The organism is Sphingobium sp. FW305-3-2-15-F-TSA7, from assembly GCF_058787155.1.
In genome coordinates this window covers 159,405-184,529 of record NZ_JBYSZM010000002.1, presented here as the reverse complement: position 1 = coordinate 184,529, position 25,125 = coordinate 159,405, and the positions used below count along the sequence as shown (strand labels likewise).

At 66.1% G+C, this 25,125-nt stretch carries 19 protein-coding genes; 16 read left to right on the top strand and 3 right to left on the bottom strand.

Annotation, left to right across the window (positions count from 1 at the left end; genetic code table 11):
* Positions 1-66 precede the first annotated feature (66 nt).
* Genes AC3WN8_RS02160 through AC3WN8_RS02150 form a run of 3 tightly spaced genes read left to right on the top strand, consistent with a single transcriptional unit; the run spans position 67 to position 2,854 of the window.
* A complete protein-coding gene (locus tag AC3WN8_RS02160) occupies positions 67-1,122 on the top strand; it encodes an isocitrate/isopropylmalate dehydrogenase family protein (protein ID WP_492667730.1) in 1,056 nt (351 codons plus the stop codon).
* Positions 1,122-2,450: an NAD-dependent succinate-semialdehyde dehydrogenase gene (locus AC3WN8_RS02155; RefSeq protein ID WP_492667729.1), complete on the top strand. Its 1,329-nt coding sequence runs from the start codon at positions 1,122-1,124 to the stop codon at positions 2,448-2,450. The genes AC3WN8_RS02160 and AC3WN8_RS02155 overlap by 1 nt, the downstream gene beginning before the upstream one ends.
* Positions 2,447-2,854, top strand: a complete 408-nt coding sequence (locus AC3WN8_RS02150) for a cupin domain-containing protein (protein WP_492667728.1) — start codon at positions 2,447-2,449, stop codon at positions 2,852-2,854. Before AC3WN8_RS02155 ends, AC3WN8_RS02150 begins: the two co-directional genes overlap by 4 nt.
* 10 nt (positions 2,855-2,864) lie before the next feature.
* Here the strand turns inward: AC3WN8_RS02150 and AC3WN8_RS02145 are convergent, their stop codons facing one another.
* Positions 2,865-3,791, bottom strand: coding sequence for a LysR family transcriptional regulator (locus tag AC3WN8_RS02145; RefSeq protein WP_492667727.1), 927 nt, complete (start codon positions 3,789-3,791; stop codon positions 2,865-2,867).
* Positions 3,792-4,021: 230 nt separating this feature from the next.
* On the opposite strand from AC3WN8_RS02145, the gene AC3WN8_RS02140 reads away from it, so the two are divergent.
* From AC3WN8_RS02140 to AC3WN8_RS02125, 4 genes are read left to right on the top strand one after another with little or no spacing between them, the layout of a single operon-like run.
* Positions 4,022-4,174, top strand: coding sequence for a hypothetical protein (locus tag AC3WN8_RS02140; RefSeq protein ID WP_492667726.1), 153 nt, complete (start codon positions 4,022-4,024; stop codon positions 4,172-4,174).
* Positions 4,171-5,511: an amidase gene (locus AC3WN8_RS02135; protein WP_492667725.1), complete on the top strand. Its 1,341-nt coding sequence runs from the start codon at positions 4,171-4,173 to the stop codon at positions 5,509-5,511. Before AC3WN8_RS02140 ends, AC3WN8_RS02135 begins: the two co-directional genes overlap by 4 nt.
* 19 nt (positions 5,512-5,530) lie before the next feature.
* Entirely contained in the window at positions 5,531-6,772 is a 1,242-nt protein-coding gene (locus AC3WN8_RS02130) for a methylaspartate ammonia-lyase (RefSeq protein WP_492667724.1), read from the top strand.
* A complete protein-coding gene (locus AC3WN8_RS02125; RefSeq protein WP_492667723.1) occupies positions 6,772-7,914 on the top strand; it encodes a CaiB/BaiF CoA transferase family protein in 1,143 nt (380 codons plus the stop codon). The genes AC3WN8_RS02130 and AC3WN8_RS02125 overlap by 1 nt, the downstream gene beginning before the upstream one ends.
* Here the strand turns inward: AC3WN8_RS02125 and AC3WN8_RS02120 are convergent.
* Positions 7,911-8,729 carry a helix-turn-helix transcriptional regulator gene (locus AC3WN8_RS02120; protein ID WP_492667722.1) on the bottom strand — a complete coding sequence of 273 codons (819 nt, stop codon included), beginning with the start codon at positions 8,727-8,729 and terminating at the stop codon, positions 7,911-7,913. The two genes, AC3WN8_RS02125 and AC3WN8_RS02120, sit on opposite strands and share 4 nt — an antisense overlap.
* A gap of 264 nt (positions 8,730-8,993) precedes the next feature.
* Between AC3WN8_RS02120 and AC3WN8_RS02115 the strand changes: the two genes are divergently transcribed.
* The 9 genes from AC3WN8_RS02115 to AC3WN8_RS02075 all read left to right on the top strand — a co-directional run bounded on the left by AC3WN8_RS02115 (position 8,994) and on the right by AC3WN8_RS02075 (position 23,060).
* Complete coding sequence (locus AC3WN8_RS02115) at positions 8,994-11,840, top strand: TonB-dependent receptor domain-containing protein (RefSeq protein ID WP_492667721.1); 2,847 nt, start codon at positions 8,994-8,996, stop codon at positions 11,838-11,840.
* A gap of 32 nt (positions 11,841-11,872) precedes the next feature.
* Complete coding sequence (locus AC3WN8_RS02110) at positions 11,873-13,765, top strand: NAD(P)-binding protein (RefSeq protein WP_492667720.1); 1,893 nt, start codon at positions 11,873-11,875, stop codon at positions 13,763-13,765.
* Positions 13,766-13,769: 4 nt separating this feature from the next.
* Positions 13,770-15,056 (top strand): peptide MFS transporter, encoded by a 1,287-nt coding sequence (locus tag AC3WN8_RS02105; RefSeq protein WP_492667719.1) that lies wholly within the window; start codon positions 13,770-13,772, stop codon positions 15,054-15,056.
* Positions 15,053-16,390 carry a beta-eliminating lyase-related protein gene (locus tag AC3WN8_RS02100; protein ID WP_492667718.1) on the top strand — a complete coding sequence of 446 codons (1,338 nt, stop codon included), beginning with the start codon at positions 15,053-15,055 and terminating at the stop codon, positions 16,388-16,390. The genes AC3WN8_RS02105 and AC3WN8_RS02100 overlap by 4 nt, the downstream gene beginning before the upstream one ends.
* Positions 16,387-17,400, top strand: coding sequence for a threonine aldolase family protein (locus AC3WN8_RS02095; protein ID WP_492667717.1), 1,014 nt, complete (start codon positions 16,387-16,389; stop codon positions 17,398-17,400). The genes AC3WN8_RS02100 and AC3WN8_RS02095 overlap by 4 nt, the downstream gene beginning before the upstream one ends.
* 17 nt (positions 17,401-17,417) lie before the next feature.
* Positions 17,418-18,776: an alpha/beta hydrolase family protein gene (locus AC3WN8_RS02090; protein WP_492667716.1), complete on the top strand. Its 1,359-nt coding sequence runs from the start codon at positions 17,418-17,420 to the stop codon at positions 18,774-18,776.
* Positions 18,777-18,811: 35 nt separating this feature from the next.
* A complete protein-coding gene (locus AC3WN8_RS02085; protein ID WP_492667715.1) occupies positions 18,812-20,239 on the top strand; it encodes an NAD-dependent succinate-semialdehyde dehydrogenase in 1,428 nt (475 codons plus the stop codon).
* Between the two features lie 202 nt (positions 20,240-20,441).
* On the top strand, positions 20,442-21,800 hold the full coding sequence (locus AC3WN8_RS02080; protein ID WP_492667714.1) for a leucyl aminopeptidase family protein: 1,359 nt from the start codon (positions 20,442-20,444) through the stop codon (positions 21,798-21,800).
* A 6-nt stretch (positions 21,801-21,806) separates the two neighbouring features.
* Complete coding sequence (locus tag AC3WN8_RS02075) at positions 21,807-23,060, top strand: Zn-dependent hydrolase (protein WP_492667713.1); 1,254 nt, start codon at positions 21,807-21,809, stop codon at positions 23,058-23,060.
* 8 nt (positions 23,061-23,068) lie between these two features.
* On the opposite strand, the gene AC3WN8_RS02070 is transcribed toward AC3WN8_RS02075, so the two are convergent.
* Complete coding sequence (locus AC3WN8_RS02070; protein ID WP_492667712.1) at positions 23,069-25,123, bottom strand: PepSY domain-containing protein; 2,055 nt, start codon at positions 25,121-25,123, stop codon at positions 23,069-23,071.
* Positions 25,124-25,125: the final 2 nt, after the last annotated feature.

Below are 25,125 nucleotides of genomic sequence, written 5' to 3'. Positions count from 1 at the left end.
CAAAATTGTTCACTTGTAATTTAAAATGCAATATGACATCTGGCCGTGACCATAAGGGACACAGCCATGCAAATCCTGATTCTGCCCGGCGACGGGATCGGCCCCGAAATCGCGGACGCGACTTTATCGGTCCTGCGCATGGCCAACGAAACGCTTCAACTCGGACTGGAACTCGAGGAACGCGCGATCGGGCTGGCAAGCCTGGCGGCACAGGGAACGACGCTGTCGGATGAAGTGCTCGCACGCATCCGTGCGGTCGATGGCGTGATATTGGGGCCGGTATCGCATTATGACTATCCGCCGCGCGCAGAGGGCGGCATCAATCCGTCCGCCGAACTGCGCACGGTGTTCGAGCTTTACGCCAATATCCGCCCGTGCCGGTCGCGTGCCGATCTCTCGATCCTCCGCAAGCCGATGGATCTGGTGATCGTGCGCGAGAATACGGAGGGCTTCTACGCCGATCGCAACATGTTTGCCGGGCCGGGCGAATTCATGCCCGACGCAGATACCGCGCTGGCGATCCGCAAGATCACCGCGCGCGGCTCCAGCCGCGTCGCGCGCGCTGCTTTTTCCCTCGCACGCGAGCGGCGCCGGACCGTCCATGCCGTCCACAAGGCGAATGTGCTCAAGCTCACCGACGGCCTGTTCCTGCGCGAAGTGCGCAAGGTGGCGGCGGATTTCCCCGATGTGACGCTGCAGGAGACGATCGTCGATGCGGCGGCGGCCTTGCTCATCCGCACCCCCGACATGTTCGATGTCATCGTCACCACCAACATGTTCGGCGACATCCTCTCCGACGAGGCGTCAGAACTGACCGGCAGCCTCGGGCTGGGCGGATCGATCAATGCCGGCGACGATATCTGCGTCGCCCAGGCGCAGCACGGTTCGGCGCCGGATATTGCGGGGCAGGGCGTCGCGAACCCGACGTCGCTGATCCTGTCCGCCGCGATGCTGCTCGACTGGCTCGCGCGGCGCCATGCGCGGCCCGATCTGGCGGAGGCGGCCAGGCGGATCGACGCCGCGGTCGAGACCGCGCTGGCCGATCCGGCGAGCCGGACCCGCGATATCGGCGGCACGCTGGGCACCGCCGATTTCACCCGGGCGGTGTGCGGGGCGCTGTGATGTTCGTTTCGATCGATCCGGCCGATGGCCGCGAACTGGCGCGGTTCGCACCGCATGACGCCGACGCGATCGAGCGGGCGCTGGAGACGGCTGCGGCCGCGCAGGCATCATGGCGTTTCGTGCCGGTGGCGGAGCGGGCGGAGCTGCTCGACGCGATGGCGGCCGTCCTGCGCGCGCGCAAGCCGGCGCTGGCCCGGCTGATCACGCTCGAAATGGGCAAGCCCATCGCCGAGGCCGAGGCCGAGGTCGAGAAATGCGCGCTCAACTGCGATTTCTACGCGCGTTCGGCCCCCGCCATGCTGGCCGACCGGCAAGTGACCGATATGGGCCGGGTGGTGTTCGAGCCGCTCGGTACGATCCTGGCGATCATGCCCTGGAACTATCCCTTGTGGCAGGTCTTCCGCTTTCTCGCCCCGGCGCTTGCGGCGGGCAATGCCGCGATCCTGAAACATGCCGCCAATGTGCCGCAATGCGCACTGGCGATCGCCGAGGTCATGATCAAGGCGGGATGCCCCGATGGGCTGTTCCATAGCCTGCTGATCGATCCAGCCGAGGTAGAGACGCTGATCGCCGACGATCGGATCGCCGCGGTCACGCTTACCGGATCGACGCAGGTGGGTGCGATCGTCGCCGCGCAGGCCGGCCGCGCGATCAAGAAGCTCGTGCTCGAACTGGGCGGATCGGATCCCTTCATCGTCCTCGCCGATGCCGATCTGGATCGTGCGGCAGAGGCGGCGGTGAAGGCGCGTTTCATCAATGCGGGGCAGAGCTGCGTCAACGCCAAGCGCTTCATCGTGGTCGACGCCATCGCCGACGCCTTTGTCGATCGTTTCGTCGCGGCGTGCCGGACGGTCGAGATCGGACCGATGGCGCGCGCCAATCTGCGCGACGCGCTCCACGCTCAGGTCGCGCGCACGCTGGCGGCGGGCGGTCGGCTCCGGCTCGGCGGTGCGCCCGGTCCCGGCCCCGGGTTCCATTATCCGCCCACGGTGATCGATCATGTGACGCCCGATATGGCGGCGGGCTGCGAGGAGACGTTCGGCCCGCTTGCCGCGATCATGCGCGTGCCCGACGAGGATGCGGCGATCGGGCTCGCCAACGCGACCGAGTTCGGCCTGGGTGCATCGTTGTGGACGCGAGACGCCGAGCGCGCGGACAGGCTGGCACGGCGGATCGATGCCGGTGCGGTGTTCGTCAATGCGATCGTCGCTTCGGATCCGCGCCTGCCGTTCGGCGGCATCAAGAAATCGGGTTATGGCCGCGAACTCGGTGAAGCCGGGCTCCGCGAATTCACCAATATGAAGACACTCTGGAGCGAACGCCAATGACCGCGAAACCCGCCATTCTCCATCCCGCTGCCTTGCCGGTGAAGGATCGCGGCAACGGGATCCGCACGACGCCGCTGGTGACCGCTGGCGTGGGATCGACGCAGATGCTCAACGGTATCACCACGCTCGATCCCGGCGCGGCGGTGCCGCTGCATTTCCACAATTGCGAGGAAAGCGTGCTGCTTCTCACCGGCGACGCGATCGCGACGATCGACGGGATCGAGCATCGGCTTGTTGCGGGCGATACGAGCTGGATTCCGGCGGGTGTGCCGCACTTCTTTCGCAACGTCTCGGCGTCAGAGCCTATGTCGATCTTCTGGACCTATGCATCGATCGACGCGACCCGCACCATCGTAGCGACCGGGGTCACGACGCGGATCGATGAGGAGCATGGGGCGGGCTAAGCCCTTTTCGTCAGGCACTCTTTGGCAGATCGCCCGGCCAATCACCGAGGGCGACGAGTTCCTGTATCGTTTTACGCAGCACCGCTTCGACGGCGGCGCAGGCGCTGCCTTCCGGATCGCCGTTGCGCACGAGCACGACCGCACGATGAATCTGTGGATCGACGATCTCCCGGGCGACGACTTCGCCTCGCCGCCATTCCTGCAGGAATGCGGGCGGTGTCAGGATCGCATGCGCCCGCCGTTCCTTCACCAGATCGAGGATGCCGCCGAGCGAATCGAGCTCATATTCGACCTTCAGGTCATGGTGCTGCGCGCTTGCCTGCGCAGATATGAAGGCGCGTGCATTGTTGCTGCCGGAGGGGAGGGCGAGGGGAAGTCCGGCGAGCGCGCCGAAGCGGATCGTTGCTTCGTCCGTGCGCTCATGTGCGGGCGACACCAGGTAAAAACTCTCCCTGACCAGCTGGGATTCCTGATCCGAGCCGTTCCACGGCCGATAGAGGACGGCCAGGTCCAGCCGGCCATCGGTGAGCCAATCCTCGAGATATCCCGTCATCGCATCGACGATGCGGATCGAGATCCGCGGCAGTTCCTTCTTGCCCGCGCTGAGCAATGGGCCCGCCAGCACACGTGCTGCGCCGGAGGGAATCCCGATCGATACGATTCCGCTCGGGTTCGCACGTTCCTCGCCGACCTCGCGCTCGGCGAGTGCGAGCTGGCCGAAGATGATCCGCGCATGATCGAGCAGCTTGGCACCGGCGACGGTCGGGCGGACGCCGTCGGCCTCGCGCACGAACAGCTTCACGCCCAGATGCTCCTCCAGCCGCCTGACGTGCAGGCTGAGCGCGCTCTGTGCGACGTTCAGCCGCGCCGATGCCCTGGTGAAGCTGCCTGCCTCTGCGACACCCCTGAAATAGCGGAGCTGGCGAAAGTCGATCATTCCCACCATGTCCAAATGCCATCGGAAATCGAGATTGAGGGTATTTCAGATTCTCTCGGAAATACATGAAATTCTGGCGTATCAGGCGATATGCATATCTCGTTTCGAGATGATCCTTTGCACGAAGCGCTATTTGCTCGCGCATGGTCGGGATCCTAATCTGCGCGCAGAACGCCCGCGTCGCGCCAACACGGCATGCAGGGCGTCCCCGAACTGGCGGAGAGGCGAAGATGGCACTGGCCGGGATCGACCTGGACGAACTGCAACGGCTTGCCGTCGAAGAGCTCGGTGAGGATGTGCGGAGCGAAGCGCTCGACCTTGTGGCGGTGATCATCACGCATGTCGGCGACATGACGATCCCGGACGACGAGGCTGGCGCATGACGCTAACCCGGCTCCGCAATGCCGTCGCTGCGGGAGAAGTGTCGCGCACCGATCTTTTTGCGCGGACGGTCCGCGCGATGGCCGAGCTCGACAGCGTCCTCAATCTGGCGATCCCCATTGAGAGTCCGGAACCACCCGGCTTGGCGCCTGAGCATAAGGGCGCGAGCGGTCCGCTTGCCGGGATACCGCTTGCCCATAAGGACATGTTCGACAGGCGCGGCCATCGCTGCTCGTTCGGCGCGCGGATGGGCCAGCAGCGGCCGGCCCGACGGACGGCGACCGCGATCGCGCGGCTGGAGGATGCCGGGTCGATCACGTTCGGCGCGCTGCAGATGGCGGAGTTCGCGCTGGGGCCGACCGGGCACAATCTGGTCTTTGGCGATTGTCGCAACCCGTGGAACCCCGACCATATCACCGGCGGGTCCTCAAGCGGCTCGGCCACGGCGGTTGCAGCGGGCATCGTCGCCGGGTCGCTGGGGTCCGATACCGGGGGATCGATCCGTATTCCCGCGGCCTGTTGCGGTGTGACCGGGCTGAAACCGAGCTGGGGCGCGGTCGATGCCGCAGGTGCCATGCCGCTATCGGCTTCGCTCGATTGCATCGGCCCGATCGCGCGCACGGTCGAGGATTGCGCATTGCTCTTCGATCTGATCGCCGCACGACCGCCCGCCGGGCCTTTCGAGGGAGAGGTGCGCATCGGTTATGCGCTGCGGTCGGCGGGCCGGCCCGTGGATCCGATCGTCGAACGGACGGTGCGATCCGCCATCGACACGCTCGCCGCGACGGGGATGCGGGTGACGGAGGCGGCGCTGCCCGACATCGCCAGGCTGCATGGCCTGGCCGATCTGGTGCAGAAGGTCGAATCGAGTACCGTCCACCTGGCCGGACTCCAGTCACGGCGGCAGCTTTATTCCGAACATGTCCGCAAGCGCCTGTCGGGTGGCCTGTTCGTGCCCGCTATCGCCTATCATCAGGCGCTCCGCGAGCGGTCGGCGCATCTGGCGCGTTTCGTGCGGCACAGCCTGGCCGATATCGACGTGCTGGTCGTCCCCACGCTCGGTTTCCCGACGCCGTCGCGCGCGGAAACCGACGAGCGCCGGTTGGCCGGCACCTTCGAACGTGTCGCCGCGATGACGGGGTGGACGCGGTGGCTGAGCTATCTGGGCGTACCCGTGCTCGCACTGCCCTGCGGTATCGACCCGAACGGGATGCCGATCGGCATGCAACTGGTGGGGCGGCCGAACAGCGAGCATCTGCTGTTCCATGTCGGGCGGATATTCCAGTCGGTGACCGACTGGCATCTGCGGGAGCCGCCGCATTTCATTCGAATCCTCTGACCTGATGGGTGGTAGCAATATGCAGATCGCGGACGTCATCTTCGCGCGTGGAACCGGCGCCTATTTCTACGACGACCAGGCTGCCATCCGGGCGGGCGTGGAAAGCGACGGCTTCGCCTATCGCGGACAGGTGCTGACGCCCGGCTTCCGCCAGATCAGGCAGCCCGCCGAGGTTCTTGGCATCGGCCTGCGGCTTTCCGACGGCGCGACGGTCTGGGGCGATGCCATGAGCGTTCAATATTCCGGGGCGGGCGGACGCGATCCGCTTTTCTATGCGGCGGAGGCGGAGGCTTTTGCGCGCGCGGCGATCCTGCCGGGACTGATCGGCCGGGACGTGATCGATTTCCGGTCGACCTGCGAAGCCGTGCTGACTCCGGTCGAAGGACTGCCTGCGCCGGGAATGGCTCTGCAATATGGCGTCAGCCAGGCGCTATTGCGCGCCAGCGCGCATGCCCGGCGCGAAACCATGGCTGAGACCATCTGCCGCGATTTCGGCCTGCCGATCACGCCCAGTCGGGTGCCGATCTTCGCGCAGAGCGGCGACGATCGCGTGGTCAATATCGACAAGATGATTCTGAAAGGCTGCGATATCCTGCCGCATGGGCTGATCAATGCCGCCGCCAAATTCGGCCGGCGCGGCGAAGCTTTCCGCGAATTCATCCGTCATGTCGCCGCGCGGAGCATCGCGCTGGGCGGTGCCGATTACCGGCCGATCCTGCATTTCGACCTTTATGGCTGGGTCGGGCTGGAATTCGGCCTGGATGTGGAGGCGATCGCCGATTTCCTGGCGGCGGCGGCGGAGGATGCGGCGCCCTTTGCGCTGCAGATCGAATCCCCCGCCGATTTCGGCAGCCGCGATGCGCATGTGGCCGGATACAAGACGCTGGTTGAACGGCTCGATGCCAAGGGGGTGTCGACACGGATCGTCGCCGACGAATGGTGCAACACGCTGGAGGATGTCGAACTGTTCGCCGCCGAACGCGCGGGGCATATCCTGCAGATCAAGACGCCCGATCTCGGCAGCATCGCCAACAGCGTGCGGGCGGTGCTCGCGTGCCGGCAGCATGGGGCAGGGGCCTATCTGGGCGGCAGTTGCGTGGAAACCGAAGTGTCCGCGCAGGCCTGCGTCCATGTCGCGGTCGCGACGCAGGCGGACATGATGCTCGCCAAGCCCGGCATGGGCGTGGACGAAGCGCTGACCATCGTCGGCAACGAGCAGAACCGGCTGCTGGCGATGCTGGCGACGGGCGGAGATCGATGATGCAGGACCTGTCGGGATTGACGGTGGTCTCGGTCGAACAGGCCGTGGCCGCGCCCTATGCGTCGTGGCGATTGGCCGAGGCGGGCGCGCGGGTGATCAAGGTCGAGCGGCCCGGCGGCGATTTCGCGCGGCGCTACGACGATTATGTGAAGGGCCAGAGCGCCTATTATGTCTGGCTCAATCGCGGCAAGGAGTCGGTCCGCATCGATCTCGACGATGATGAGGATCGTGCGCTGCTCGACGCGCTTATCGGCCGCGCGGACGTCTTCATCCAGAATCTGAAGCCCGGCGCGCTTGCGAAAAAGGGGTTCGCATCGGCGGCGCTCCGGCAGCGTTTTCCCCGGCTGATCACCTGCGACATCACCGGCTTCGGCACGAGTGGCCCCAATGCCAGGCTGAAGGCCTATGACTTGATCGTCCAGGCGGAGGTAGGATTGTGCGCGATCACCGGCAGCGCCGACGAACCCGCGCGGGTCGGCGTATCGGTGGCCGACATCAATGCCGGAACGACCGCCTATTGCGCGATATTGGAGGCGCTGCTGGGGCGGGAGCGCTCCGGCGTCGGGCGGGCGATCGACGTGTCGCTGTTCGACAGCATCGCCGACTGGATGAATGTGCCGCTGCTGCAATATCTGCACGGTGGCCATGAAGTCGCGCGAAGCGGCGTCGCGCATCCCACGATCGCCCCCTATGGCGCATTCCGGTGCGCCGGTGGCGAACAGCTTATCATCTCGGTGCAGAACGATGCCGAATGGCTGCGGTTCGCCGCGGATTTCCTCGGAACGCCGGCGGTCGCGTCGGACCCGCGATTTGCGACCAACATGGATCGCATCGCCAATCGTACGGCGCTGGACGCGGTGGTGGCGGACGCCTTCCGGTCGATGCGCCTGGACGGTGCGGTGGCCAGGCTGGAACGGGCCGGCATCGCCTATGGCCGGTTGAACGACATTGCTCAGGCGGCCCGGCATCCGCATCTGCGGTTCGCCGAGGTGGATACGCCGGCCGGCCGCGTACAGGTCGTCGCGCCAGCCGCCATCCATGACGGGCAACCCGCGCGGGCGGGGCGTGTCGCAGCACTCGGCGAGCATGATGCGGCCGTTCGCGCCGAATTCATGGCCGGGGCCGGCACACAGGGGATCTAGATCTTGGTCGCGTTCAACTGGCGCCGGAACTGGCCCGGCGCGGCGCCATAGGCGGACCGGAAGGCATGGTTGAGATGGCTCTGGTCGGCGAAGCCGGTGTCGAAGGCGACGTCGCAGATCGGGATGTCGTTCCTGCGCAGCGCTTCCGCGGCCGCCGATAGCCGGACATAGCGGATATATTCGAGCGGCGTGCATCCCATCAGCTTGCGGCAGACGCGGGTCAGATGGATCGGGTGCACCCCGGCCTCGCGCGCGAGGCCGTTCACGCTGAGTGACTCGCCATAGCTTTCGCGGACCTGTTCGCGGAAGCGCCGGAACCAGCCGGGTGCGCCGCTCTCACCGTCGAACGCGCAGACTTCGGAGAGCAGTTCGAAGCAGAGCGACTGGATCTCGCCATCGTCACGATCGTCGGTCGATCCGCACAGGCGCAGCAGATCGCGCAGGATCCAGCGCGCGCGCCAGCTATGCGGTTGCAAAGCCCGGTCGGGCGGACGGAAATCCTTGATTTCGCCCAATATGTCGTTGGTGACCGAGACCGAAAAGAAGCTGCCATTGCCGATGAAGCGATCGCTATGGACGATATCGGCGGGCGTGTAGATGATCGGCGGTAGCGAGCGGTTGGGTGTGGCGGTCTCGGATTCGAAATGTCCGCTGGTGATCCACAGGAAATGCGCGGATTCATGCGAGTGGGGATGTGTGGAGCCGTCCGGATTGTTGGCGAACCAATGGCCGATCGTGAACCGCCCGCTGGCGCGCGACTGGGTGGCGCGGCCTCTGAAACGGCCTTGCGACAGGGGTTCTGCGTCTCGCGTCATACGCGCTCGGGCTCTCTTGCTCCACCGGATCGGGTGACATGAAAACTGTGCGCCCCCTCGATCCAAGTCAATCTGGATGTTTGATCGAGACAAGACGTCGACCCGCTTCCGCCGCAGGGTGAGGCTGCAGGATAGAACATATCGCATGTCGAGGATGTTCAGGGGTGTCGGTATCGCGACCGGAAAGGCCGAACCGTACCCACTGACAAGATGGGGGGAGTGAGCATGAGCATCTATTCGTCGAATGATACGGGGCGCCGTCATATGAGGACGATGCTGATCGGGACGGCGCTTTGCAGCCTGATGGCGTCCGGTGCCGTCCATGCGCAGGCAACGGCACCGGAAGAGGCGCCGGCAACCGATATCGTGGTGACCGGCACCAGGCTGATTTCGCCCGGCCTCCAGTCGGCGGCGCCGATCAGCGTGACATCCTATGAGGAGATCAAGACGCAGGCGGTGGTCAATGCCGAGGCGCTGATCCGCGACCTGCCGTCCGCAACGCCGGGCCGGTCGGCCGCGACCAACAATAACGGCAATGGCAACACCACGATCAACCTCCGCAACCTGGGCGACCAGCGGACCCTGGTGCTGATCGACGGCAAGCGGCTTCCCGCCGTCGATTTCTCGGGCGTGCCCGATGCGAACACGGTTCCGGTCAACATGATCAAGCGGGTCGAAGTGCAGACCGGCGGATCGTCGGCGGTCTATGGTTCGGATGCGATCGCCGGTGTCGTCAACTTCATCCTGCGCCAGGATTTCGAAGGCATCGAGATCGATGCGCAGAACAGCCTTTACGGCGGAGGCGACGGTTATTCGTTCGACGCGAACCTGATGATCGGCGTCAATACCGGCGACGGGCGCGGCAACATCACCGCTTATGCCGGCTATACCGATCGCAATCCGATCCTGGCGTCGAGCCGCGATTTCTCGCGCACGATCTTCACCTCGAACGGCACGTCGCTGATCCCGACGGGCAGCAGCATCATCCCGGCGGGGCGCGATCTCGATCGCGGGCTGATGTTCAACGCCAACCGGCAACTGGTTCCTTATGACGGCAGCCGTTTCAACAACAATGCCAATCGCTATCTGATCGTGCCGCAGCAGCGCTATCTGCTGGGCGCGGTGGGCCATTACGACGTCGCGCCGGCATTCGCGCCCTATTTCCGGTTCTCCTTTTCGCAGAACAAGGTGGATCGCCAGCTGGGCGAGCCGGGTTTCGCCGGTGTCGTCGACGTCAATTACGGCAATCCCTTCCTGTCGAACCAGGCACGTAGCGTCCTCTTTGGTCCCGGTGTCTTCGGCCCGAACGATGTGACGTCGATCAATCTCGGCCGTCGCTTCATCGAGAGCGGATTCATCCAGGAACGCAATAATTACCAGCAGTTCCAGGTCGTGATCGGCGCCAAGGGCGATCTGGGATCGGGTTTCTCCTACGATGTATCCGGCCAATATGGCCATGTTGACTGGACGCAGCGGCTGCTCGGCGATTTCTCGTTCAATCGCGTGCAGCAGGCCTTGCTCGTCAATCCCAATGGCAGTTGCATCGATCCGAGCGGCGGTTGCGTGCCGCTCGACATCTTCACCACCGCGCCGGGCGCGGTCAGCGGTGCGGCCGCGAATTTCGTCGCGCTCGAGCAGCAGGCCAATTCGGAATCGTCGCAATATGTCGTGTCGGGTTCGCTGTCCGGCGATCTCGGCAAGGTCGGCATCCGCAGTCCATGGGCGGAGGATGGCCTCGCCATCGCGATCGGTGCCGAATATCGGCGCGAAAGCGCGTCCTATCGGCCCGACGACAATCTGGCGGTCGGCAACAATGTCGTCTTCGGCGCGATCCCGGCCACGGCGGGGCGGATCAGCACGCACGACCTGTTCGTGGAAGCGAACGCGCCGATCGCGCAGGACGCTCCGTTCATGCATCTGCTGGCGATCAATGGCGGCTATCGCCGTTCGGACTATAATCTGGCGGGCAAGGTCAGCGCGTATAAATATGGCGCGGTCTGGGCGCCGATCGAGGATATCCGCTTCCGCGGCTCGTTCCAGCGCGCGGTGCGCGCGCCCAATATCGGGGAATTGTTCGCGCCGGCCCAGCCATCGGCGGATATCGCGCTCGATCCCTGTTTCGCCAGCGATACCGGGGCCGCGACCGCGTCGTCGGCGCTGTGCCGGGCGACCGGCGTTCCGGCGGCCAATTTCGGCAATATCAATTTCCAGTGCTTCAGCACCCAATGCACCACATTGGTCGGCGGCAATCGCCGGCTGCGGCCGGAGAAATCGGACACGATATCCTTCGGTGTCGTGCTGCAGCCGCGCGTCCTGCGTGGGCTTTCGGCAACGATCGACTATTACGACATCAAGCTCAACGGAGCGATCGCGCCGTTCGGTGCCTCCGCCCAGAATATCTTCGACAATTGCTACGGTACGGGAGCGGGGCAGAATCCGACCCAGGACGCCGCCAACATCTATTGCCAGCAGATCGTGCGCGACGATTCGGGCCGGGCAAGCGGCGGCGGCCGCCTTTCCAAGGCGGACGGCTATATCTCTCTGCTCAACTCCAATATCGGTTTCCTGCGCACCAAGGGCATCGATGCCGAGCTCGCCTATCGCGGCCGGTTCGACGATCTCGGCCTGGGCCTGCCGGGTCGCTTCAGCCTGTCGGTCATGGCCACCCATGTCCGCACCTACGACCAGAAGCTCAATCTCGATTCACCGGTGCAGCAATGCGCGGGCACCTATGGCTTTGTCTGCGGACAGCCCAATCCGAAATGGCGGATCAATACGCGGTTCAGCTGGTCGCCGAACGACGATGTGCAGATCACCGCACGCTGGCGCTATGTCGGCGCGGTCACGCTCGACGTCGACAGCTTCAGCGGGACGGTCAGCGACGCGGTCGCGCATCGCATCGGCAGCGAATCCTATCTGGACCTGACCGCGCAGTTCGATGTCGGCAAGGCGTTCGCGCTGCGGGCAGGCGTGATCAACGTCACCGGCAATGGCCCGCCGATCGTTCCCAACACCGCGGCGGGCGCGAACAATCGGGGACTCTCCAATACCTTCCTGGGCACCTATGATCTCGGCCGGCAGCTGTTCGTCGGGCTGACGACGCGGTTCTGACGACAGGACGGTTGATGGATCGGGAGGTGGCCTTGGTTGATCCGGTCTCGAACGACGGCGTGACGCGGCGGGATTTCGTCAATGGGACGATGGTCGCCGCGGGCGCGCTGCTCGCGGGCGGCCGGTCGGCGGCGGCGCCTCCGCAAAGCGAGGCCGCGGCATGGGACGGTTTCGGGGGCGTCGGCGATTATGCCCGCGCGCACGGCAACAGCCATGCGATGCAGGCGGCCGGCCATCTCGTCCGCGACGGCGCTTATGAGGCTGCGCCGCGCACCGTCTCCACCGGCGAGACCTATGATCTGGTGATTGTCGGCGGAGGGCTCAGCGGCATGGCCGCGGCGCTCGAATTCCTCGGCAAGCGCCCCGGCGGATCCTGCCTGATCATCGAGAACCATGCGATCTTCGGCGGGGAGGCGAAGCGCAACGAATTCGATGTCGACGGCATCCGGCTGGCCGGGCCGCAGGGCGCCAACTCCTTTCCGGTGCCGGCCGGCCCTGGCAGCCGTGGTTACGACATATTCACCGCGATCGGCATGCCGCGCAGCTTCGATTATCTGCCGCCCAGCGGCGCGGCGAAGGCGCTGGAATTCAGCAAGGACAATTTCGAGTTCCAATATTGGAAGGACAGGTCGCCGTCCTTCGGCTGGTTCTTCGGCGAACCGGGCGGGGCGGGGCGATGGGCCCGCGATATCTGGAGCGACGATCTTTCCCGCGCCCCTTATCCCGATGCCGTGAAGGCCGATTTCGTCAAATGGCGCGCATTGGTCGCGCCCAATGGCGGCGCGGACCAAAGCGAAGCGGGCTTCCAGCGCTGGCTCGACAGCATGAGCTACAAAGAGCTGATCGAAAAGGTGATGGGCCTGAGCCCGCAGGTGACGGCCTATGCCGATCCGATCGTCGCATCGGCGATTTCGGGCATGGGCTGCGATGTGACCTCGGCTCGGGCGGCCTATGGATCGGCGATGCCGGGCTTCCGCGCACCACAGGACCTCGCCCGGCTGCTGGAGCCCGAACAGCACAGCTTTCCCGGCGGCAACGACGTGCTGACGCGCCACTTTATCAAGGCGCTGATCCCGGCGGCGCTGCCCGGCGATGCTTCGCTCGACGCGATCATGAACGGCCGCGTCGATTTCGCCGCGCTCGATCGCGTCGGCGCGCCGGTTCGTATGCGGCTGGGCGCGACGGCGGTCCGCGTCGCGCATGACGGCCCCGCCGATGCGGCGCGCGGCGTGAAGATCGATTATGCGCAGGGCGGCAAGCTATTCAGCCTCACGGCGCGCGCCGTCGTCATGGCGGGCGGCAGCTGGGTCACGCGGAACATCGTGCACGACCTGCCCGAAGCGCACCGGGCGGCCTATCGGCAATTCCATCGCACGCCTTTGCTCGTCGCCAACGTCGCCGTCCGCAACTGGCGGTTCCTGGCCTCGCTCGGCCTGACGGCATGCCGCTGGTTCGACGGTTTCGGTTATTGCTGCAATATCCGCGCGGCGATGGCGGTGGGCCGCGATCGGCCGCCGCTTGATCCCGACAAGCCGGCGGTGATCACTTTCTACGTCCCCATCTTCTATCCCGGCGAAGGCGGCATCCAGGAACAGGCCGCGCGGGGCCGGTACGAAATGCTCGGCACCAGCTATGCCGATTACGAACGCCGCATCAGGGATCAGATGGGGCGACTGTTCGGCGCCAGCGGCTTCCGTCAGTCCGACATCGCCGGCATCATCCTCAATCGCTGGGGCCATGCCTATCTGTGTCCGCAGCCGGGCTTCTATACCGGCACGGACGGCAATGTGCCGGCGCGCGACACCATCCGGACGGCGCATGGCCGGATCGCCTTCGCCCATTCGGAATTGAACGGACAGCAGAACTGGATCGCCGCGACCGACGAAGGCCGCCGCGCCGCCGAGCAGGCGATGGCGGTTCTCTAGATCCATGCAGCCGCCATCCCGTCATTCCTTTCCAGGCCTGTTTCCGGGGCACCCGCCCGGGCTGACGATCATCGTCCTGACCGGGCTTTGGGAAGTGTTCGCGCTGTTCGGCATGCGGACCATCCTGGTCTTCTATCTGCTCGAACTCGGCTATAGCGCGGGGCAGGCGATCGAGATCTACTCGCTGTCGACTGCCGCCGCCTTTGCGATCACGCTGGTCGGCGCCGTGCTGGCGGACCGCGTGCTGGGCGTGCGTCGCGCCGTCCTGATCGGCGCGACCGGCATGGCCGCGGGGCATTTGCTGCTGGTCTGGCCGGCGATGCTGTTTCCGGCGCTGACCCTGGTCGTGCTTGCCAACGGACTGTTCAAGCCGTCGCTGGTATCGCAGATCGGCACGCTCTACCGCCGCGACGATCCGCGCCGCGACCGCGCCTTCCTGTTGTACAAGGCCGGCTGCAATGCCGGCGCGATCTTTGCGCCGATCGTCTGCGGCCTGATCGGCCAGGCCTATGGCTGGCGTATGGCGATCGCGCTGTGCGGTGTCGGCATGTGCCTTGCGGCGCTGATCTATCTGTTCGGAAACCGGCTGATCCATGCGGTCGAGACCGATGCGCCGGAAGGCACCTCCGCCGCTGCGCCGGACCGGGGAGCCTCGAACCGATGGGCGCTGCTCTTGCTCATTTTCCTGAGCGGCGTGCTGTTCTGGGCCGCGCACGGCCAGCAGGGCGGCACCATCGCGATCTGGGCAAGTCGGTCGGTGGATCGTGGCATCGGCTGGGCGGGCGAGGACTTCATGGTTCCCGCCGCCTGGTTCCAGTCGGTCAATCCCGTCATCATCGTGCTGTTCACGCCGCTATTGGCATGGATCTGGTCGCGCCGCGACCGGCGCGCCGACGGCCGCCACGAACTGCGCAAGATGGCGTTCGGCGCGGTTCTGCTCAGCGCGTCCTTCGCATTGCTCGTCGCGGCGGCGGGCACTGCCGGGCAGGGCCATGTCGCGATGCCATGGCTGATCGCCGCGCTGGTCCTGCTGGCGGTGGGGGAATTATATTTCGACGCGATCGGCCAGGCTCTGCTCGTCCGCCTTGCCCCCGCATCGCTGACCACCGTCTTCATCGGCCTGTGGTTCCTCGTCCAGGCATTGGGCCTGGCCATCGCCGGCTGGCTTGGCGGCACATGGGAAACCATGTCGCCGGCCGCCTATTTCCTGATCGTTGCCGGTCTCGCCTTCGCTGCGGCGATCGTCGCGATATCGGCCGCCACAACATTGCGTGAGCGTATATCATCGTGAACAGCCATGTCCTTTCTCCCGCCGCTTCCCACTATATCGATGGTCAGGCCGCAGCGATCGACGCGCTTTCACCCGACGAGATCGTCGGGCGGATCGAGGCGATGGTCGACATGCAGGAACGCTGGCGCGGATCGAGCCTGAACCTCAACCCGGCGGAAGGGCTGATCTCCCGCCGCGCGCGCGCATTGCTCGACAGCGATCTGGCGACGCGACTGACCGAGGGCATTCCCGGCGACAAACTGTATCCGCACGGGCGGCTCAACGACCATGTCGACGCGATCGAGGCGACGGTGATCGCGCTGGCGCGCCGCCTGTTCGGTGCCACCCATGTCGAATGGCGCCCGGTCAGCAACTCGATGGCCAATATGGCAACCTTCGCCGCATTGCTCGAACCCGGCGATCGGATCCTGGCGCAGGACGAGGATGGCGGCGGCAATTTCAGCTATCACCGCTCGGGCGTCGCCGGCGTGCTGCGGCTCGATCCGATCCCGCTGCCGATCGTCTCCGACTGTTTCGAGATCGACCTCGACGCCGCCGAGCGCCTGGTTGCCATGCATCGGCCGAAGCTGATCGTGATCGGCGGCGGCAAGGTGCTCTTCCCTTATCCGGTGGAGGCATTGCGTGTGCTGGCCGATCGCGTCGGCGCGATCCTCGTCTATGATGCGGCGCATCTCGGCCTTCATATATCGGCGGGCGATTTCCAGCGCCCGCTGGCGGAGGGCGCGCATGTCGTCACGCTCAGCACGCACAAGGTGATGGGCGGCCCGGTCGGCGGCCTGATCCTGACCAACGACGCCGACATCGCACGCCGCGTCGTGCGAACCTGCTTTCCGGGGCTGCTCCAGACCCGCGACCTCAACAAATATGCCGCGCTTGCCGTGTCGCTGTCCGAAACGCTGGCGCATGGCGCGGCACTGTCGCGCGCCATGGTGGTCAATGCACAGGCGCTCGGCCGCACGCTGATCGCCCATGGCTTCGATGTGATCGGCGCCGATCGCGGGATCAGCCGGACGCACCAGCTGTTCCTGCGTTTCGGCGACGGCGACGAAGCCGGGCGCTTCGAGCACGCATGTCATGCGGCGAATATCTTCCTGTCCGACTGCGCCCTGCCGGGCGACATGGCGCTGGGGCGCCGGTCCGGTGCGCGCTTCGCGACGCATGAGGTGACGCGGCTCGGCATGACGCCCGCCGAAATGGAGGAGGTCGCCGGCCTGATCGCGACGGCGGCGCGCGATGGCGACACCATGGCTCTGCAGATCGCCGTCGCCGCCTTGCGCACCCGGTTCCCCGCGATCGGCTATAGTTTCGACCCCCAATCCGGGCCGGCGCGATGACACCACGCTTCGATTTCGCTTCGGACAATATCTCGGGCATCGCACCGGAGGCGCTGGCCGCGCTTGCCGACGCCAATTTCGGGATGTCGGCCGGCTATGGCGAGGATGGAACCACCGAACGCGCGGCGCGGCTGGTGCGCGAATTGCTCGACGTCGACGCATCGGTCCATTTCGTGCCCACCGGCACCGCCGCCAATGCATTGGCGCTCGCCACATTGTGCGGTGCGCATCAGGCGGCGGTCGTGCACGAACACGCCCATGTCCGCAAAGGAGAGGCCGGCGCCCCCGGCTTTTTCGGCGGCGGGCTCGGGCTGGTGCCCGTGAGCGGCGATCATGGCCGGATCGACCTGACGCAACTGGAGGCGTTGCTGGCGCGGCCATATTCCTCGTCCGACCAGCCGATCGCCGCGCTCTCCATTTCCAATCCGACCGAATATGGCGCGCTCTATTCGATGGAGGCGCTCGGCGCGCTCGTCGCGGCGGCGCGCGATCGCGGGCTGATGGTTCATCTCGACGGCGCACGCCTCGCCTGTGCCGCGGCGGCCGGCGTTGATCTGCGCGCCATCGCGCGGCTGGATATTTCGATCCTGGTGCTGGGCGGCACCAAGGCGGGCATGCCGGGCAGCGAAGCGATCGTCGTGCTCGACAAGGCCTGCGATCGGCATTTCGTCGCGCGCATCAAGCAATCGGGGCATCTGCTGTCCAAGGGGCGTTTCCTGGCCGCGCCCTGGATCGGTATGCTCGAAAGCGGCGCCTGGGTCGAACGAAGCCGCCATGCCAACCGGATGGCGCGCCGGCTGATCGAACGGTTGCCCTTCGCGCCGGTGCATCCGGTGGAGACCAATGCGGTGTTCGTCGCGATGAGCGCCGAGCATCGGGAACAGCTGCACGCCATGGGCTGGGTTTTCTACAGCCTGGCCGACGGCAATGCCCGTTTCCTGTGTTCCTGGGCCACCACCGAAACCGCCGTCGACCAATTCGCCGCCGCCATCGTCGCGACGCGCCCATGATTCGTTCGGGAGCAGACATGATGTTGAAGATCCGCCTGGCCGCATTGCTGCTGATCATATCGTCGAGCGAAGCGGCCATCGCCGCTCCGTCGTGCCTTGTCGGCGCTTATGGCGCAGGCACGGAGATTGCGGCGCTTACCGAGACCAATCCGCCGAACGCACCCGGCACGCTGCGCTTCACCAGCGTCGACGGCTCGAACGGCGCGCTGACGCCAAGACCGGACGGCAGCTATGCCGGCACGCTATGGACACCGACGGGAAAGGCCGATGCCGTTCTCAGCGCGAAGAGCTGCGAAACCGGGGAAGTCTCCATCACGATCGGAACCGCACCCGCACGGAATTGGACGCGGTTCAAGCTGCGCGAGACGCCGGTCGCGTTCTCGAGCGATGGCGCGACATTGCACGGCAGGCTGATCGAACCCGATGCCGCGTCGGGGCCGGCGCTTGCGGTTCTGGTTCACGGATCCGAGAACAGCCGCGCGATCGGCGTCTATTCCTTCCCCTATCTGCTCGCGGCGCAGGGCGTCGCGGCCCTGGTCTATGACAAGCGCGGCACTGGATCGTCCGAAGGCAGTTATTCGCAGAATTTCGAGCGACTGGCGAAGGACGCCGCTGCCGCGGCGGGCGCGGCGCGGCGTGCCGCCGGCGATCGCTATCGCCGCATCGGCTTTTTCGGGGCGAGCCAGGGCGGATGGATATCGCCGCTCGCAGCGCGCAAGACCCCGGTCGATTTCGTCGCCGTCGCCTATGGGTTGATCGAAACGCCGCTGGGCGAGGATGCCGAACAGGTCGCCGACGAATTGCGCCGCAAGGGCTATGGCGAGGATGTCATCGCCAAGGCGCGCATCGTGACCGACGCCACCGGCGCCATCGCCGCATCGCATTTCACCACGGGCTTCGATCGGCTGGAAGCGGTCAAGCGGCGTTTCGGCCGCGAACCCTGGTTCAGCGCGTTCGAGGGTGAATATAGCGGGCCGATGCTGCGGGAAACGCCCGAAATGCTGCGGGCTTCGGGCCGGGATCGCTACGACAATCTCGACATCATCTGGAAATATGACGCCTATGGCGCGCTCAAGGCGCTCGCCATTCCCCAGCTCTGGATGATGGCGGTCAACGATATCGAAGCGCCCAGCGCGCATTCGATCGCGCAGCTTCGCCAGTTGCAGCGCGCGGGCAAGCCGATCGATCTGGCGGTGTTTCCCGACGTCGATCACGGCATCCGCGAATATCAGGTCGAGCCGGACGGTACGCGGAGAGGGACGCGCTTCGCCACCGGCTATTTCCCGCTGATCGCCGACTGGATGAAGGGCACGCTCAAACCCTCCTATGGCCGTTCCATTATCGAGCTTGCGCCGGTGTCGGGCCGGCGGCCATAGCCGGACAATCTTTGCGACCAAGGAGACGGTGACCCATGTATCCGACGATCAACATGCATATTGCCGGCGCCGCCATTTCAGCGGCCGATCGCGCGTCGGAACCGGTCATCGATCCCGCGACCGAGGAAGTGCTGGGGCATGTTCCGCACGCGACCATCGACGATCTCGATCGCGCGCTCGCGTCGGTCGATCAAGGTTTCGCCGCGTGGAGCGCCGTGGCGCCGCTGACCCGTGCGCAGATCCTGCGCCGCGCGGGCGACGTGCTCCGCGCGCGCGCCGACGATTATGCCGCCGTCCTGACCGCCGAACAGGGCAAGCCGCTGGCCGAGGCGAAGGGCGAGGTTCTGACCTGCGCCGACGTGCTCGACTGGTATGCGGAGGAAGGGCGCCGCGTCTATGGCCGCACCATTGCCGGGCGCAATCCGGCGGTACGGCATATCGTGGTGCGCGAACCGATCGGCCCCGCATTGGGGCTGACGCCGTGGAATTTCCCGATGTTCATGGCGGCGCACAAAGTGGGCGGCGCGCTGGCGGCGGGATGCTCGCTGATCCTGAAGCCGTCCGAGGAAACGCCCGCCAGCGCGATGCTGCTGGTCGAGGCGATGTACGAGGCGGGATTGCCCGCCGATGCGCTCGCTTTGGTCTTCGGCGTGCCCGCGCAGGTCTCGTCGCACCTGATCGCGTCCGATATCATCCGCAAGGTCTCGTTCACGGGTTCGGTCGCCATCGGCCGTCATCTGATGACCTTGTGCGCCGACGGGCTCAAGCGCACGACCATGGAACTGGGCGGCCATGCGCCGGTGATCGTCAACGACGATGTCGACGTCACCGCGATCGCGCGCCAGGCCGGGGCGGCGAAGTTTCGCAATGCGGGACAGGTCTGCGTCTCGCCCACGCGCTTCTTCGTGCACCACGCGGTGCACGATCAGTTCCTCGAGGAATTCACGAAGGCGGCCTCGGCGATCCGCGTCGGCCCGGGCAGCGATCCGCAATCGCAAATGGGGCCGCTCGCCAATGCGCGTCGCATCCAGGCGATGGAGCGGTTGGTGGCCGATGCCCGGCAGCGCGGTGCGCAGGTCGCGACGGGCGGTGAGCGGGTCGGCAATCAGGGCTTTTTCTTCGCGCCGACGATCCTGCACGATATCGGTGAAGACGCACAGATCATGCAGGAGGAACCCTTCGGCCCGATCGCGACGGTCTCTCCCTTCGCCGACCTGTCCGAGGCGATCGCGCGGGCGAACGAAACGCCTTACGGCCTTGCCGGCTATGCCTTTGCCCAATCGAGCACGGCGCTGGCCGAACTCGGCAATCGGGTGCGCGTGGGCATGCTCGGCCTCAACACCTTCTCGATATCGACGGTGGAAACGCCGTTCGGCGGGATCAAATATAGCGGCCATGGCCGGGAAGGCGGCAATGAGGGGCTGGACGGCTATCTCGACACAAGGCTGCTGACCCAGGCCTGAAGGTTTGATCTGTGCAAGACAGAGGCTGCGCGCACGCCGAATAGGGCGGTGAAGCTCTTAGACGCTGTCCTTTGTTGACCGTGATTTCCGAGCCGGCAGGAGATTCCACCTGTCTCGAAATCACTCCAATTCACCAGCCCGCATGCGACGGGCGATCGGGAGACGCGTGATGTGCCTTGATATGATTGTTGACGATGCGCCCGTGGCGACACCGCTTCGGTTTGTCGCCATTGCCGATCTGGCTGGCTTGCTTGCCGGCCAGGCCGCTCAGGTTCAGGCGCGGGTCGAACAGTCGGGCTTTTCGGGTGCTGCGGGGCAGGTGGTGCAATTGCCCGATGCCGACGGATCCTTATGGGTGGGCGTCGGTGACGGCATTTCGCGCCGTTCGGCCGCGGCGGCGGCGATGGCGGTTCCGCCGGGCGTCTATCGGATCGAGGGCCTGTCGGCGGAGACAGGGACCGAGGCTGCGCTCGGCTGGGCGCTCGGCAGCTACAGCTTCGACCGGCTGAAGCGCACCGACGATGCGCCCAGGGCCCGGCTGGTCTGGCCCGACCAGGCCGATCGTGCGGCGGTCCGCCTGTTCGCGGAAGCGGTCTCGCTGGTGCGCGATCTGATCAATCTGCCGCCGAACCTGATGGTCCCGAACGATCTGGCCGATGCCGCGCGTCAGGTCGCCTCGACGGGCGGCGCGACGCTGGAAGTGATCGAGGGCGACGACCTGCTGACGGCGAATTATCCGCTCGTCCATGCGGTCGGCCGCGCCAGCACCCAGCTGCCATGCCTGATCGACCTGCGCTGGGGCGATGCATCGCATCCCAGGGTGACATTGGTCGGCAAGGGCGTGTGCTTCGACACCGGCGGCTCGAACCTCAAACAGGCGCCGGGTATGCTGCTGATGAAGAAGGACATGGGCGGCGGCGCGCATGTGCTCGCACTGGCGCAGATGATCATGGCCGCAAAATTGCCCGTCCGCCTGCGCGTGCTGGTGCCCGCAGTCGAGAATTCGCTGTCGGGCGATGCGATGCGCCCGCTCGACGTGATCAAGGCGCGCAACGGGCTGAGCGTCGAGATCGGCAACACCGATGCCGAAGGCCGGCTGATCCTGGCCGATGCGCTGGCCGAGGCCGTTACCGAGACGCCCGACCTGCTGATCGATTTCGCAACCTTGACCGGCGCCGCCACCACCGCGCTCGGCACCGATATCGGCGCGATGCTCACCAATGACGAGGCGATCGCCGCCGAGGCTGCGGTTTCCTCCGCGGCCATGGACGATCCGCTGTGGCGGTTGCCGCTCTGGGCACCCTATGCGCCGCACCTCAAGGGCAAGTCGGCCGATCTGATCAACATTCCGGACATGAATATCGGATCGATCTCCGCGGCCGGCGCGATCTATGGCGGGCTGTTCCTCCAGAATTTCGTGCCTGCGGGAACGCCCTGGGTCCATCTCGACATCTTCGCCTGGAATCTCTCGCGCAAGGATGGGCGGCCCGAAGGCGGCGAGGCGCATGGCCTGTTGGCGATGTATGACCTGATCGCGCGCCGGTGGCCGGCGGCGGGATAGACGGTCATGCTCGCGGGTTCGAACTTCCCTGCCGTCGACGGCGATCGGCTTTGGCGGTCTTTGATGGACCTGGCGCAGATCGGCGCGACGCCGAAGGGCGGCGTCTGCCGTCTGGCGCTCACCGACGAGGATCGCCGGGCCCGCGAAACCTTCGTCGAATGGGCAAGGGCGGCAGGCTGCACCATCCGCGTCGATCCGATCGGCAACATCTTCGCGCGGCGCGCGGGCCGCGATCCGGCCCGGCCCGCGGTCATGACGGGCTCGCATATCGACACCCAGCCGACCGGCGGCAAGTTCGACGGCAATTACGGCGTGCTGGCCGGGCTGGAAGTGCTGCGGACGCTCGACGATCTCGGCATCGAGACCGAGGCGCCGGTCGAAGTCGCCGTCTGGACCAATGAAGAGGGATCGCGCTTCGTGCCCGTGATGATGGGATCGGCGGTGTTCGCGGGCGCCTTTCCGCTCGACGATGCCCGCGCCGCGCGCGACGGCGAAGGGATCAGCGTTGGCGAGGCGCTCGATCGGATCGGCTTTGCCGGCCCGTCATGCGACCGGCCGGCGATCGACAGCTATTTCGAAGCGCATATCGAGCAGGGTCCGGTGCTCGAGGATGCCGGCCGGACCATCGGCATCGTCACCGGCGCGCTGGGGCAGCGCTGGTTCGACTGCGAGGTGACGGGGTTCGAGGCGCATGCCGGGCCGACGCCGATGGAATTGCGCCGCGACGCGCTTCAGGCTGCCGCGGTGCTGATGCGGCGTGTCGTCGAGATCGCACTGTCGCACGCGCCGCATGCGCGCGGCACGGTGGGGCAGGTCCAGGTCCGCCCCAATAGCCGCAACGTCATTCCCGGCGGCGTGACCTTCAGCGTCGATTTCCGCGCGCCCGACGATGCGATGCTGGAGGCGATGGAACAGGCGTTCCGCACCGCCATGGCGGCCGTCGCGGCGGATCACGGGGTCGGGACGGTTCTTCGTGAAACCTCTCGTTTCGCAGCGCTCCGGTTCGATCCCGGCCGTGTTTCCGATGTCGCCGCGGCGGCGCGCGAGCTTGGCGCGGAGGCCATGGAGATCGTCTCGGGCGCCGGGCATGATGCGATCCATCTCGCGGCCTGCGCGCCGAGCGCGATGATCTTCGTCCCCTGTGCCGGCGGCATCAGTCACAACGAACTGGAGGACGCCGATCCCGAACACCTCGCGACCGGCGCCGACGTGCTGCTCCGCTGTATCCTCAGCCGCGCGCAAGTGGTGGAGCAAGGCTGAGCGCGGGTCTAAAGATCCAGCACCAGCTTCGCCGTCCGCGCGCGCGAGCAGCAGGGAGTGAAGACCGCGCCGCTCGCCCGTTCCGCGTCGGTCAGGAAGCGGTCATGATGTTCGGGCTCGCCCTCCAGCACCGGCGTCGCGCAGCTACCGCACAGGCCCTGGCGACAGGATGTGACGACCTTCACGCCATTCTCCGCCAATATGTCGGTTACCGTGCGATCGGGCGGAATGTGCAGCACACGCCCGCTGCGCGCCAGTTCGACGTCGAAGGGGCGGGCATCGGGATCGGGAGCATGGGTGGCATCGAACAGCTCGACATGCAGCCGTTCCTCCGCCCAGCCAAGCGCGCGTGCGCTCGCCATCACATCGTCGATCAATCGCGCCGGGCCGCAGACATAGAGCTCGGCATCGGGGCCCGCCGCGGCTAGGGCGGCGCGGCTGTCGAAGCGTGGCCGGCCCGCGAAATGCGGTGAGACATTGCCCACCCAGGCCGTCTGCTCGATCTGCGACAGCAAGGCGGCCTGGGTGGGGCTGCGCGCCGCATAATGGAGCGTGAACGGCCGTCCGATCGCGTGCAGCCGTGCCGCCATCGCCAGCAAGGGCGTGATCCCGATGCCGCCCGCGATGAGCAGGGTGCGGGGCGCGGTCTCGACCAGCGGGAAGCTGTTGCGCGGCTTTCCGATGCGCAGGGTCTGGCCTTGTTCCAGTGCATGGACGGCGTCCGATCCGCCGCGAGAGGCGGGCTCGCGCAACACCGCGATGCAATAACGCTCGCGATCGGCGGGGTCGTTCCACAGGCTGTATTGCCGGATGAGGTCGTCGCCCAGCATGACGTCGATATGCGCACCGGCAGTGAAGGGCGGGAGCGGCGCGCCATCGATCGCGCGCAGTTCGACGCTGCGCACATCCGGCGTCTCGTTCCAGGCGCGCGCGACGCGGACGGTGACGGTGTCGGGCGATGCCAGCACGGGCAGCGCGGCCGCCTGCAACCGCCTGCGCGCCACCCACATCCAGAAGCCGGTGATGCCGAATCCGGCGAGCGCGAGCGCTTCGAACAGGAACAGCCAGCGCCCCGGGGTGCCGAGGAATTCGCCGCTATGGATCGGCAGCATCCAGTCGATAAAGCCATTGCCCGGCGGATTGGTCGCGGCCTCATAGGTGCCGAGCGGTTTGGCGGTATAGCCGTCGAGCCAGATCTGATTGCTGGCGCGGGGACGCGGATAATCATCGGCCTCGAGAAAGACGTTGATCACGCGCCCGGTTCCTCCGGGGAAGCGGACGTTGCGCACTTTCGCGCCGCCATAATGATCGATGGCGGCTTCGACGACGCGATCGAGCGGCAGCAGCGCCGTATCGGTACGTTCCTTCACCTTGACCGAAGGTTTGGCATTGGTCGACGCGACAAGGTTGATCACGGGCTGGAGCGGCGCTTTCCAGACCATGACGATGCCGGTGAAGGCCGAGGTCGCGAGCAACAGTGCGAAGGCGATGCCTCCGACGCGATGCAGGTCGCGCGCGCCGCGATAGCCGCCACCCTTGAACGTGACCGACAGGCCCTGCTTGATCCGGCCACGCCCCGGCCACCACAGGAACGGCCCGGTCAGCGCCATGAACAGCAGCGCGATGCCGCCGATGCCGACCAGCATCGCACCGGTGTCGCCGACCAGCAATTCGTGATGCAGTTCGAACAGCCATTCGATCGGCCAGTCGCCCAGTTCGCCGTCGCGCGTGATCGTGCCGCGATAGGGATCGACCGCAACCATCCGGCGATGGCTGCCGTCCTTGGGTTCTATCCGGAACAGAAAGGCTTCGTCGGCGGTGGTCGGATATTCGATCCGCGTCACCGGGGCATCGCCATGCGCCGCGCGGACCATGTCGAGCATCTGCTGCACCGGCATGGCCGGGCCGGTCGGCACGACCGTCAGCGCATCGGCATGGATGGTGCGATTCAGCTCTTCGCGGAACACGATCGCAACGCCGGTCAGCGCCTGGACGATCAGCAACAGGCCAAAGGCCAGGCCGATCCAGCGATGGATCGACAGCAGGGCAGGGCGGACGGCCATCG